The sequence below is a fragment of the Pandoraea sp. NPDC090278 genome (genome assembly GCF_044772185.1).
In the GTDB taxonomy this organism is placed as follows: Bacteria; Pseudomonadota; Gammaproteobacteria; order Burkholderiales; family Burkholderiaceae; genus Pandoraea.
In genome coordinates this window covers 1,737,484-1,749,369 of the sequence record NZ_JBIVYJ010000001.1, presented here as the reverse complement: position 1 = coordinate 1,749,369, position 11,886 = coordinate 1,737,484, and the positions used below count along the sequence as shown (strand labels likewise).

The window sequence follows — 11,886 nt, the reverse complement described above, 5'->3', positions numbered from 1 at the left end:
GTCATAGGAGAAGGGAGAACGGACGGAATGGGGCGAACACATCGAGTTCAGACCGAAGGACAAGAGTTGCTTGTTTTGGACGTAAGTGAGGGCTGAGGATGGCAGATGTCGCATGGATTGAGGTGGCTTCAGCCAACACAAATTCGATAGATGGATCGCACCAGGTGGTGCATCTAAAGAACCTTCCAATTTGTCCGAACATGAGCAATGTGGAGTTTCGATCCCTCATCGTCAAATTAAGAAACGCGGCGGCGTATTTGGTGGGGGATCGGATTGCTGGCTTGGCTCGATGGGATGTTGTAGAACGATCGCGCGTCAAAGATTGGTTTGGTCGCGATGATGACGAGGTGAGATCCGTGCTTCAAAGCAGGCTACCTCGGTTGAAGGCCGCGCTTGGCTCGTTAGACCCAACGAAGGTGACCCGGTGGGATGAGGCCGCTGGCTTGACGAAGGCCTGCATGTTCGTTCCGGACAGCGGTAGCAATAAGGCGGCGGTGTGCAAACCGGAGTCGGACGAAAGAATCATCGGAATATATTCGGGTTTTTGCAACTCGCCGGACGCAGACTTGTGGAGAGAGTGCAAACTCAAAACTCTCGTTCACGAATGTAGTCACTTTACGGACGTCTTCGACTCGAAAGACGTGATGTATGGGGACGGCGTCGGAGTGAAATATTGGGCGCAAGCGAATGCCGACAAGACTCTATACAACGCAGATAGCATCACGATGTACGTGGCGCACTTTGATAGGAGGTTGACGCTGTAATGCGGATCTATACGTTTGTCATCGTTGCCGCGCTATTTTTTGCGCCCCGCTTTAGTTCGGCGTGCACGGTAAGGGAGTACGTCACTCAACAAATCCCGTTGAATTCAGTCGCTATTCCCAATAGCGTGCGAGTAGAAATTGCGGAAATGGTTATTAGAGCGAGAGCATGGCCCGGAGTTGAGATTCGGGCTGTGATTGGCGCGAGTGCGTATGTTGGGGAGCGCAATCCACAGCAGCTTGTCGCGCAACGGACGAGTGAGCTTCATGCATACCTTCTACAGCTTGGCATCAAGCAAGAGAATTTTTGGCTCCAACCCTATATCCTGAATGATCAGATGGCCCGTGATGCAAACGGCAACCTGGACATTCAGCAATTGACGGTGACGCTGTATCCCGAATGCGAAGGTGGTTGTGAACGCCTTTGCGATGACCCGCGTGTAGTGCCGACGACAAAGGGGCTTAGTGTTCATTGAACCCCGCGTGAAGATCTCTCTGCGATCAGTGCTGGTTTGTCATCGTTTGCCGTCATTTGCGTGGCTTTTCCCACCACTCATCCCAGTCAGCGCCATAAGTAATGTCGCTCATCTTTGGTGCCCGCTTGAGCAAGGCGGAGCCGCACTCGCCGGAAACCCCCATATCCATTGGGTTTGCGTGAGAGTCGCCTAAAACTCGCTCAGTTTTTGTGCGCCGAAAAGGCCCTTGTCGTTGGGCTGCTGCCGGGTGCTCAAACAATGAGCGCAGCACCCGCGTCAAATTCCGACAGATGAGGTGGTGCCGCCCGGGATGATATTAGGCAATCGCCTAATATTGCGCTATACGAAATAACAGATTGACCCAAATGAAAAAAACCGCACAGCCAAAGACTGTGCGGGTTTTTCAATTCTGGTCGGGGCGAGAGGATTTGAACCTCCGACCACCTGCACCCCATGCAGGTACGCTACCAGGCTGCGCTACGCCCCGTGAGAGATGCGTCGGTTAGGATGCATCGCTCGAAAGAACGCGATTATAGCAGAGCTTTTCGCGCGAAAGATAGGGGGCGTGCGCGTCGGACGCATCTTCTTTTACTCCCACCGATCGCTTGCCGCATCAACCCCTTGAATCGCTTCTGTTTTTCGCGCATGGCCTCGCTCGCACATCGCGTCGTTGAGCATTCGCGTGGCTTCCCGCATCCATGATGGTTATTCCGGATGTCGTATTCGAAGGGCCTCACGATAATGGAAATCTGCCTATATCCATCGCCCATGAGGCTCGGAGACAAGCGATGCCGCACACCCAGGGATTCGGCGACGCACGCGACCTGCTGCTCGCGCAGCGCGCCCATTACGACGTGGCGTACCGTGATTTCCGTTGGCCTGTCCTCACCCATTTCAATTGGGCGTTGGACTTCTTCGATCCACAAGCGCAAGACAACGATACCCCGGCCCTCTGGGTCGTAGAAGAAGACGGACGCGAAGCGCGTCTGTCGTTCGCCGAAATGTCGGCACGCTCCAATCGCGTCGCGAATTTCCTGCGCGCACAGGGCGTGGCGCGCGGTGACCGTGTCCTGCTCATGCTGCCTAATCAGGTCGAACTCTGGGACCTCATGCTCGCATGCATGAAGCTCGGCGCCGTCATGATTCCCGCCACCACACTGCTCGTCGCAGGCGACCTCGCCGACCGGCTGGAGCGTGGTCGCGTGCGGCACGTCGTCACCACCGCGCGCGATGCCGTCAAGTTCGACGACCTGCCCGGCGACTATCGACGCATCGCGGTCGGCGATCATCCGCCCGACGGCTGGACATCGCTCACGCCCGCCTACGAGGCCCCCGAACAGTTCACCCCCGACGGTGTCACGCTCGCGACCGATCCGCTGTTGCTGTACTTCACCTCAGGCACGACATCGCGTCCCAAGCTCGTGCTCCATACGCATCAGAGTTACCCCGTCGGTCATCTCGCCACCATGTACTGGATCGGCCTTCAGCCGGGCGACGTGCACTGGAACATCAGCTCGCCGGGGTGGGCGAAGCACGCGTGGAGTTGCTTCTTCGCTCCGTGGAACGCGGGCGCGACGATCTTCATCTACAACTTCTCGCGTTTCGACGCCCGCGCTGCGCTGGAGACGGCCGCCCGCTGCCAGGTGACGACACTCTGCGCGCCGCCGACCGTCTGGCGCATGATGATTCAGGAAGATCTTGCGCGTCACCCCGTGAAGTTCCGCGAATTGATCGGCGCGGGCGAGCCGTTGAACCCCGAAGTCATCGATCAGGTGAGACGCGCCTGGAACATCACGATTCGCGACGGCTACGGACAGACGGAAACCTGCTGCCAGATCGGCAACTCACCGGGACAGACCGTCAAGGCGGGGGCGATGGGGCGTCCGATGCCGGGCTACCGTGTGGTCCTGCTGGACCCGGACGGCAAGGAGTCTGACGAAGGTGAAGTGGCGCTCGTTCTGTCACCGCGTCCCACCGGTCTGATGCAAGGGTACGAAGACGACAGCGAGAAAACCGACTACGCGATGCGCGACGGCTACTATCACACCGGCGATGTCGCCATGCGCGACGACCGCGGCTATTTCACTTACGTCGGCCGTGCCGACGATGTCTTCAAAGCGTCCGACTACCGCATCAGCCCGTTCGAGCTGGAGAGCGAACTCATCAAGCATCCCGCCGTGGCGGAAGCCGGTGTTGTGCCTAGTCCCGATCCACTGCGTCTTGCCGTACCGAAGGCGTTCATCACATTGCGTTCGGGCTTCCAGGCGGACGACAAACTCGCGCTCGATATCCTGCGTTTCTGCCGCGACCATCTCGCCCCATACAAACGCATTCGCCGCATCGAATTCTGCGATTTGCCAAAGACGATCTCGGGCAAGATCCGGCGCGTTGAACTCCGTCGCACGGAGGAGGGACGGAGTCTGGAGGCGCGTCGGGAAATGGAATTCTGGGACATCGATTTCGCCGATCTGAAGTAAGGCGTGGACGTACCCAACCCGGTTCAACGCATGTGCTGGATCACAAGTTCGGCACCCAGCATGGCGAGGCCGACGAAGAAGCAGCGCCGGAACACCGGTGCGCTGACGCGGCTTCGCACCCACTGCCCGATGAACATGCCGCCCAGTGCCGGTGCCAGCGCCAGCAACGACACGCCGATGGCCGGGCCGTGGAAGATGCCGTCGCGCGCCAGTCCGGCCGCCAGGGCAATCGTCGAGACAGTAAACGACAGGCCCATCGCCTGCACCAGATCGTCCTTGTCGAGATCGAGCGCCTGAACGAACGGCACACCCGGAATCACGAAGACGCCGGTCGCCGCCGTCACAAGACCCGTCGCTACGCCGACGACACCGCCCACCGCACCTTCGCGTCTGGCTGTCCAGTGTTTCGGCACATGCAGACGAACCGCCGCCAGTCCGAGCACGGAGTAAGCGAGCAACGCGACGCCCAGCGCCATCCCCGCGAGATTGCCGCCGTTCGCCAGCCATCCGCTGCCCGCCCATGTGCCGAGGCAGATGCCCACGAGCATCGGCCAAAGCCGCTTCGCCAACGCAGCAAATCGCGGCCCAGCCAGCAATTGCCAGATGTTGGTGACGAGCGACGGGACGATGAGCATCGCCGCAGCTTCAGCCGTCGGCATGGCCAGTCCGAGCAGGCCGATGGCCACGGTTGGCAGGCCCAGCCCGATCACGCCTTTGACGAAACCCGCGAGCAGGAAGGTGACGAGGCCCAGCGCCAGCAAGGGGAGGAGATCGGTGAGGTGTTGAATATTCATCATGTCGCCAGTATCTGCGCGGTGCCGCGGGCCGCCAATGCGGCATTCGCGCAGGGGGACTCAGGCTCACGCTGAGGCTGAGGCCGACGGTCCCGCCGAAGCGTGCCCGGAAGCCGAAACGACCTACTGAAGTAGCGGCCGACGCGGTTTGGCGTTTTCAGTTATGCTCAGGCCAAATTCGCGCCGTGCCGCGCATCGGCGCGTCCCCCGGAATCCAGATTCCGGCGGTCGTGCCGCCGCCGTCGGCACCCCGTAGACCTCCGTATGTCGTTCGACGTCGAACCCCACACCGATCATGACGCCTCGTCATGACGGGCTTCGGCGTCAACAGCCATGCCAAAGCAGTCCGCTTGCCCAGAGGGATGGAAGTTGGAAAACCAGAATCGTCAACACGAACACACCGCCGATGCCGCATTGCTCGACCAGCGTCTGGCGCTCATCATGCAACCCGCCCACCGCGACTTGCTCGGCCAGGGCTTGTCGGGTATCGAACGTGAGACGTTGCGCGTCGAAGGCGACGGCGAACTCGCGCTGACGCCGCACCCGCACGCGCTCGGCTCGGCCCTGACCAACGACGAAATCACCACCGATTACTCCGAAGCGCTGCTCGAATTCATCACGCCGCCGCAGCACGATGCGGCTGCCGTCATCGCCCGTCTCGACGAAATCCATCAGTTCGCCTATCGCAAGCTCGGCGCGGAGTTGCTGTGGAGCGATTCGATGCCGCCCGCACTGCCGCCGGAAGACGTGATTCCGATTGCCGACTACGGCACCTCTCACATCGGCATGCTCAAGCATGTCTACCGTCGGGGCCTCGCGCTGCGCTATGGCAAGCCGATGCAATGCATCGCCGGTATTCACTACAACTTCTCGCTGGCCGAGCCGGTGTGGGAACTGCTGCGAGAAGCCGAGGGCTCGAAGGACAGCGCACGCGATTATCAGTCGGCACGCTACGTCGCCCTCATCCGCAATTTCCGCCGCTACAGCTGGCTGCTGATGTATCTGTTCGGTGCGTCTCCGGTGCTGCATGCCGAGTTCCTGCGTGGACGTAATCACGGCCTCGACTCGTTCGACGAAGGCACACTCGGCCTGCCGTACGCGACCAGCCTGCGCATGAGCGACCTTGGCTATCAGAACAGTGCGCAGTCGGAAGTCTCGCCGTGCTACGACTGCCTGCCGAGCTATATCGATGCGCTCACGCAAGCCGTCAGCCAGCCGCATCCGGCTTATGAGGCGCTGGGCACGAAGCGCGACGGCGAGTGGATTCAGCTCTCGACGAACCTGCTGCAAATCGAAAACGAGTTCTACGCGACGATTCGCCCGAAGCGGGTGACGTACAGCGGCGAGCGTCCGGTGCAGGCGCTGGCGCGCCGTGGGGTGCAATACGTCGAAGTACGTTGTATCGACATCGACCCGTTCCAGCCCGTCGGCATCGACGTCGACACCGCGCGGTTCATCGACGCTTTCCTGCTGTTCTGCGCGTTTGAGAGCAGCCCGTCGTGCTCGAACGCCGAGAACATGGAGAATCGCGACAACTTCGCGCACGTGGTCAAGGAAGGTCGCAAGCCCGGACTTGTCCTGCATCGCGGCGGCGAAGCGATCACGTTGTTCGATTGGGCCGAAGACCTGCTCGATCGCATCGACCGCACGGCCGCGGCCTTCGACGCGCAACGCGGCGGCGCGCACTATGCCCACTCGATGGCGCTGCAACGCGCGAAGGTGCAGGACGTGACGCTTACGCCGTCCGCCCGTGTGATGGCGGCGCTCGAACCGCTGCGCGGCACGAAGGGCGGCGCGTTTCAGGCGTTCGCGCTGGATCAGAGCAAGCGTCACGCTCAGACGTTGCGCGACATGCCGCTCGATCCGGCGGTCGTCGATCACTTCGAGACGCTGGCCCGTAAATCGCTCGACACGCAGGCTGAACTCGAACGCACGCAAGTCGGCGATTTCGATGCTTTCGTTGCCGCCTATCGCGCTGGCACGTTGGGTACCGTGACGGTCTGACGCTGAGCATTGCCGCATGAAAAAAGCGCCTCTCGGGGCGCTTTTTTTCTGTCGGCTTCGTTGGGTGCCTGCTATCCCAATACGCCCAGTTGCCACGCGAAAAACACCGCGAGCCCCGCGCCGATCGTGAGCAACTGATGGCGTGTCGCCGCACAGACGGCGATGGCGACGAGGGCCGCCACGAGTTGTGGATTGCGCCACGTCAGTTCAAGCCCGTTGCCATGTGGCGCTAACGTCATCGGCACGATGATTGCCGTGAGCACCGTCACCGGGACGAACGACAACGCTTCGCGCAACCATTCAGGGAACCGCACGCGGTCGCCCAGCACGAAGATGCCCGCCTTGACCGCGAACGTCACCGTCGCCATGCCGAGAATTGCCAGGACGTAGTTCATTGGGCACCTCGCGTCGACGTCGGTTGTGCGCCGTCGCGACGCTTCGCATGCAGCGCTAGCATGCCCGCCGCGATGCCTAGCGCCACAGCGACCAGCAGGCCGAGCTTATAGGGCAGCGACTGACAAAGATACGCCGCCGTGCCTGCGACGACCGTCGCCACGGCCCAGGGCATGCGTGCCATCTGCGGCACGATGATGGCGATAAAGGTCGCGACCATCGCGAAGTCGAGGCCCAGCGTTTGCAGACGCGGAAACGCGGCGCCGAACAACAGGCCTGCGAGCGTCCAAATTTGCCAGTTCACGTACATCGACAGCGCCGAGCCGAGGAAGTACCAGTGGCCCATCGGATCGTCGGGATGACGGTGGAAGTGGCTGCTCGTCACGGCGAACGTCTCGTCCGTCAGCAGGAATCCCAACAGCGCGCGCCAGCGCAGGTTCAGATGCTTCACGTGCGGCAGCAGATTCGCGGCATACAGCATGTGGCGCAGGTTGACGATGAACGTCGTCGCCCACAGCACGGCGTAGCCGACGCCCGTCGCAAAAAGCCCTGCAGCGATGAACTGGCTCGACCCCGCGAACACGGTGAGCGACATCAGTTGGCCGTGCCAGAGGGCTAGTGGCGTGGTGGCGACCAGCGCGCCGAAGATTAGGCCGAACGGGGCTGCGCCGACGATCATCGGCAACGTGTCGCGGGCACCTGCGGCAAAGCTTGCCGAGCGGGACAGAACCGGCATGGTGAGACGTTCCTGTGGGTTGAGGTGTTAGGTCGAAGGGAAAAAGGGCAAAAAGGGGCATTCGACGCCCCGAGCATAACGTTTTGCACCGTGTGTCGGCTTGTACGTTCTTGCGCTTGCCCTCCTGTCAAGGGATGGGACGTCGACGCAAAAACGGCCACCGTTCGGTGGCCGTCATTGGCAAAGTCTAGCGGTGACTAATGGAGGCTAGTGGAGGCTTAGGGATGCTTGAACATGTCCAGAATCCGGGCCTTTTCACTAGCATCCGTGCCGCCCGGCGAGGGCGGTTGCGCGGCGGCGGGTGGCGGCGCGGCAGGCGAGGGCGAGCCGTTGCCGAAGAACGGCAGCGAGAAGCCACCGCTGTTGTCGTCGACGCCGATGCTCGCGACAAACCCGTTGCCCGGCAACTTGTCCGTCTCGTACAACTCGCCGTTCACCACGCTCACGCCCTCAGGCATGGCCATTTGCTGTTGCGGCACGCCGTTCAGCGCCACGCCCATGTACTTGGTCCACACCGGCAGCGCCAGTTGCGCACCGAATTCACGGCTACCCAGCGTCTTCGGCTGATCGAAACCGATCCACGCGACCGCCACGAGCGAGTGCTGATAACCAGCGAACCAGCCATCCAGCGCATCGTTCGTCGTACCCGTCTTGCCAGCCAGATCGGCGCGCTTGAGCACGTTCGTGCCGGAGCCCGTTCCGCGCTGCGCTACCGATTGCAGCAGGCTGTTCATGATGTACGCGTTCGGTGCGGAAATCGCACGGGCAGCGTTCACGCCTGCCACGACCGGCGTCGCCTTGTTCAGGACGTTGCCGCGTGCATCGCGAATCTCGCTGATGAGATACGGCGCGACACGGTAGCCGCCATTCGCGAACACCGCATAGGCACCGGCGAGTTGCAGCGGCGTTGTCTGTCCGGCACCCAGCGCCATCGGCAGATACGGCGGCACCTTGTCGGCGTCGAAGCCGAAACGCGTGGCGTAATCCTGCGTGTATTGCGTGCCCGCGAATTGCAGCAGACGAATGGCTACGAGGTTCTTGGAGCGTTGCAGGCCTTCGCGCACGGTCATCGGGCCGCTGAAGGCGTCATCGTCGTGCGGATCCCACGCCTGACCGCCGGTCTGCGCGGGTGGCAGGTTCAGCGGGCCGTCCATCACCATCGTCGCGGGGCTCACGCCCTTTTCGATTGCCGCCGAGTACACGACCGGCTTGAACGTCGAGCCCGGCTGACGCCATGCCTGCGTCGCGCGATTGAACTTGCTCTGGTTGAAGTCGAAGCCGCCGATCAGGGCGCGAATCGCGCCGTCGTCCGGCGAGAGCGAGACGAGCGAGCCTTGCACTTCGGGCAGTTGCGAGATGCGCCACTTGCCGCGCGCGTCCTTCATCACGCGGATGATCGAGCCGGGGCGGATGCGGACCTTCTCGCTGGCCTTGGCCGAGAGTGCCGACGCTGCGAATCCGATGCCATCGCCGTTGATCACGGCGGCGTCGCCCGAGAGGGGAACTGCCGTCACTTGCGAGCTGCTTGCGGCCACGACCACAGCGGCCACGAGATCGCCGTTATCCGGGTGTTCGAGCAGCGTGTCTTCGATCAGTTGCTGACGATCGGGCATGGCCGCCGGGAGCTCCACGAAACCTTCGGGGCCGCGGTAGCTATGGCGGCGCTCGTAATCGAGCACGCCTGCACGAACGGCCTCATAGGCGGCCTGCTGTTTCTTGGAATCGAGCGTGGTGATGACGGTCAGGCCGCGCGTGTAGGCGTCGTCCTTGTACTCGTCGTACACCGCCTGACGCACCATTTCCGCTACGTATTCGGCGTGGACGTTGTACTCATTGCCGGACGTGCGCGTACGGATCGGCTCATGCAGGGCGTCTTCGTACTGATTGCGCGAGATGTAGCCCAGATCGAGCATGCGCTTGAGGATGTATTCCTGACGAATCTTCGCGCGCTTCGGGTTGACGATCGGGTTGTAAGCTGAAGGGGCCTTGGGCAGACCGGCAAGCATGGCGGCTTCGCCAAGCGTGATGTCCTTGAGGTCTTTGCCGAAATAGATGCGCGCGGCGCTGGCGAAGCCGTAGGCGCGCTGTCCCAGATAGATCTGGTTCATGTACAGCTCGAGAATCTTGTCCTTCGACAGCGCGGACTCGATCTTGTACGCGAGCAGCATTTCATAAATCTTGCGGGTCGCTGTCTTCTCGCGGGAGAGGAAGAAGTTGCGCGCGACCTGCATGGTGATCGTGCTGGCACCCTGCGACGCACCGCCGTGCATCACGTCGGAAACACCCGCGCGCAGAATGCCGATGAAGTCGACGCCACCATGATTGTAGAAGCGGTAATCCTCGATCGCGAGGACCGCCTTCTTCATCACATCCGGAATCTGGTCGATGGTCACCAGACTGCGTCGCTCTTCGCCGAATTCGCCGATCAGCACGTTATCGGACGTGTAGATCCGCAGCGGCACCTTGGGCCGGTAGTCGGTGATGACGTCAAGCGCGGGCAGGTTGGGGCGCATGACGATCATCGCGTAGCCGACGATCAGGGCCGCGACGACGGCTAACCCTGCCAGCGTGGCAAGGATGACGGCAAGCGTGCCGAATCCGCGCTGACCACGGGGGAGACGGTGGGGTGAAGGCGAGGCGGCGTGCGATGACTGCGCCTGAGGCGTGATGACGGGGGACTTACGGTGCGCGCGATGCGACGGCGCACGAGGCGGCAAACAATGCTTCAAGGACATACCCAACGAAGAATGCAGGATGGGAACAGGCCGGCCGGCCTAGCGCTGCGTGGATCCCCGCCGCGCGGCGAAATCGGTGCAGTATGCCACGCTCGGGGCGACACCCCCAAAAAAGTGGGAGGGGGCGCTGCGTGGCAGACGGCGAAGGGTTAGAGCGACGTCCACGCAGGGCGTTCGCCCGACGGCCGATCAAGTGGCCAACTAAGCGGCATGACGTACGCTCAACGGCGCGCTTCGGTCGCCATGCGCAGCGCCAGTGCGCCGAGCATGCCGCCCATGAGCCAGCGCTGGATGCGCAGCCACGCGGGACGCTGACCGAGGAAACGTGAGATGGAACCGGCCGACAGAGCGACGGAGGCATTCACTGCCACGCTCACCACGATCTGCGTGAGGCCCAGCACCAGCGACTGCGTCAGCACGCTGCCATGCTCGGGATGCACGAACTGGGGCAGCAACGCCAGATAAAGCATTGCAATCTTCGGGTTGAGTACGGACGTGAACAGGCCCATGGTGAAGAGACGCCGATTGCTGTCTTTAGGCAGCGTCGTCACTTCGAACGGCGAGCGGCCGCCCGGCTTGAGCGCTTGCCAGCACAGCCACAGCAGGTAGAGCGCACCGCCGAAGCGCAGCACGTCGTACGCATAAGGCACGGCGAAGAGCAGGGCCGTGATACCGAAGGCGGCGCACAACATGTAGACGACGAATCCAACCGCCACGCCGCCCAGCGACACGAGGCCAGCGGCCGGTCCCTGACATAGCGAGCGCGAGATGAGATACATCATGTTCGGCCCTGGCGTCAGGGCCATGCCGATGGCGACCAGCGCGAAGGCCAGCCAGGTGGAGAGTGCGGGCATGGTTGTGGTGGCTGGAACGGCGATGCGTCCGCGCCATATCTGAAGAGCAAGTCGCAAGATACCACGCACTCGGCGCGCACGCCGGTTGCCTGAACCGTTCAGTCACATCGGGCCGAAATTCTCCTGGATTCCCTGAGAAATCAGCCCAGCCGTTTGAGAAAGACGGTCATTTCCTTCTCGGCCTGACGGTCGCCATGCGCCTGCGCGGCGGTAATGCCTTGCGTCCACGCGTCGCGCGCGCCATCAATGTCCCCGGCGCCCTGACGCGCTTTACCTAGTAGCTTCCACGCTGCGGTGTACTTGGGATCGAACGCGACGCAATGGGTCAGGTGATCGGCCGCGACCGCGAAGTTCTGCGCGTCGAGATAGGCTTTGCCGAGGCCGAAGCGCAGCAGGGCGTTGTCTTTGCCAGCCGCCAACAGTTTCTCAAGTCCTTCAATCATGATTAGAATATATCGTCGGTATATATAAAAAACGTAATAAGATCGCGCTGACCCCCCAGTCACCCGCAGCATTCTGCCGTCCTTCCGTGCCTGACCGGTGTTCTTATCGGTATTCCTTCGTTTCGATCCACAAGACGTCACGAGCACCGAATGCCGGACGCCAGTCATTTGATATCGATCAATCCGACGCCGACCGATACCTTGGCGCACAGG

At 61.8% G+C, this 11,886-nt stretch carries 10 protein-coding genes and 1 tRNA gene; 4 read left to right on the top strand and 7 right to left on the bottom strand.

From position 1 onward, the window contains the following. Window positions 1–98 precede the first annotated feature (98 nt). Both ACIQWO_RS07400 and ACIQWO_RS07395 read left to right on the top strand, forming a co-directional pair. Window positions 99–764, top strand: a complete 666-nt coding sequence (locus tag ACIQWO_RS07400) for a M35 family metallo-endopeptidase (RefSeq protein ID WP_402821220.1) — start codon at window positions 99–101, stop codon at window positions 762–764. Then, a complete protein-coding gene (locus ACIQWO_RS07395; protein ID WP_402821217.1) occupies window positions 764–1,237 on the top strand; it encodes a hypothetical protein in 474 nt (157 codons plus the stop codon). Before ACIQWO_RS07400 ends, ACIQWO_RS07395 begins: the two co-directional genes overlap by 1 nt. Window positions 1,238–1,647: 410 nt before the next feature. Here ACIQWO_RS07395 and ACIQWO_RS07390 read toward each other — a convergent pair. Beyond that, window positions 1,648–1,724, bottom strand: a tRNA-Pro gene (locus ACIQWO_RS07390). 301 nt (window positions 1,725–2,025) lie between these two features. On the opposite strand from ACIQWO_RS07390, the gene ACIQWO_RS07385 reads away from it, so the two are divergent. Next, window positions 2,026–3,714 (top strand): AMP-binding protein, encoded by a 1,689-nt coding sequence (locus tag ACIQWO_RS07385; protein WP_402821214.1) that lies wholly within the window; start codon window positions 2,026–2,028, stop codon window positions 3,712–3,714. 23 nt (window positions 3,715–3,737) lie between these two features. Here the strand turns inward: ACIQWO_RS07385 and ACIQWO_RS07380 are convergent, their stop codons facing one another. Next, entirely contained in the window at window positions 3,738–4,511 is a 774-nt protein-coding gene (locus ACIQWO_RS07380; RefSeq protein ID WP_150737215.1) for a sulfite exporter TauE/SafE family protein, read from the bottom strand. Window positions 4,512–4,841: 330 nt separating this feature from the next. Between ACIQWO_RS07380 and gshA the strand changes: the two genes are divergently transcribed. Further along, complete coding sequence (gene gshA, locus ACIQWO_RS07375) at window positions 4,842–6,512, top strand: glutamate--cysteine ligase (RefSeq protein ID WP_402821210.1); 1,671 nt, start codon at window positions 4,842–4,844, stop codon at window positions 6,510–6,512. 71 nt (window positions 6,513–6,583) lie between these two features. On the opposite strand, the gene ACIQWO_RS07370 is transcribed toward gshA, so the two are convergent. The 5 genes from ACIQWO_RS07370 to ACIQWO_RS07350 form a co-directional block, all read right to left on the bottom strand. Further along, window positions 6,584–6,907: an AzlD domain-containing protein gene (locus ACIQWO_RS07370; protein WP_046292276.1), complete on the bottom strand. Its 324-nt coding sequence runs from the start codon at window positions 6,905–6,907 to the stop codon at window positions 6,584–6,586. Next, entirely contained in the window at window positions 6,904–7,641 is a 738-nt protein-coding gene (locus tag ACIQWO_RS07365; protein ID WP_402821207.1) for an AzlC family ABC transporter permease, read from the bottom strand. Before ACIQWO_RS07365 ends, ACIQWO_RS07370 begins: the two co-directional genes overlap by 4 nt. Window positions 7,642–7,859: 218 nt before the next feature. After that, on the bottom strand, window positions 7,860–10,376 hold the full coding sequence (locus ACIQWO_RS07360) for a penicillin-binding protein 1A (RefSeq protein ID WP_402821204.1): 2,517 nt from the start codon (window positions 10,374–10,376) through the stop codon (window positions 7,860–7,862). Between the two features lie 221 nt (window positions 10,377–10,597). After that, complete coding sequence (locus tag ACIQWO_RS07355) at window positions 10,598–11,230, bottom strand: LysE family translocator (RefSeq protein ID WP_402821903.1); 633 nt, start codon at window positions 11,228–11,230, stop codon at window positions 10,598–10,600. Between the two features lie 140 nt (window positions 11,231–11,370). Continuing rightward, window positions 11,371–11,673, bottom strand: a complete 303-nt coding sequence (locus ACIQWO_RS07350) for a hypothetical protein (RefSeq protein WP_402821201.1) — start codon at window positions 11,671–11,673, stop codon at window positions 11,371–11,373. Window positions 11,674–11,886: the final 213 nt, after the last annotated feature.

Excerpts from the sequence above, each read along its gene's own strand:
- gshA (WP_402821210.1), top strand. The coding sequence starts at position 4,842 with ATGCCAAAGCAGTCCGCTTGCCCAGAGGGATGGAAGTTGGAAAACCAG.
- ACIQWO_RS07385 (WP_402821214.1), top strand. The coding sequence starts at position 2,026 with ATGCCGCACACCCAGGGATTCGGCGACGCACGCGACCTGCTGCTCGCG.
- ACIQWO_RS07395 (WP_402821217.1), top strand. The coding sequence starts at position 764 with ATGCGGATCTATACGTTTGTCATCGTTGCCGCGCTATTTTTTGCGCCC.
- ACIQWO_RS07400 (WP_402821220.1), top strand. The coding sequence starts at position 99 with ATGGCAGATGTCGCATGGATTGAGGTGGCTTCAGCCAACACAAATTCG.
- ACIQWO_RS07370 (WP_046292276.1), bottom strand. The coding sequence starts at position 6,907 with ATGAACTACGTCCTGGCAATTCTCGGCATGGCGACGGTGACGTTCGCG.
- ACIQWO_RS07360 (WP_402821204.1), bottom strand. The coding sequence starts at position 10,376 with ATGTCCTTGAAGCATTGTTTGCCGCCTCGTGCGCCGTCGCATCGCGCG.
- ACIQWO_RS07350 (WP_402821201.1), bottom strand. The coding sequence starts at position 11,673 with ATGATTGAAGGACTTGAGAAACTGTTGGCGGCTGGCAAAGACAACGCC.
- ACIQWO_RS07380 (WP_150737215.1), bottom strand. The coding sequence starts at position 4,511 with ATGATGAATATTCAACACCTCACCGATCTCCTCCCCTTGCTGGCGCTG.
- ACIQWO_RS07355 (WP_402821903.1), bottom strand. The coding sequence starts at position 11,230 with ATGCCCGCACTCTCCACCTGGCTGGCCTTCGCGCTGGTCGCCATCGGC.
- ACIQWO_RS07365 (WP_402821207.1), bottom strand. The coding sequence starts at position 7,641 with ATGCCGGTTCTGTCCCGCTCGGCAAGCTTTGCCGCAGGTGCCCGCGAC.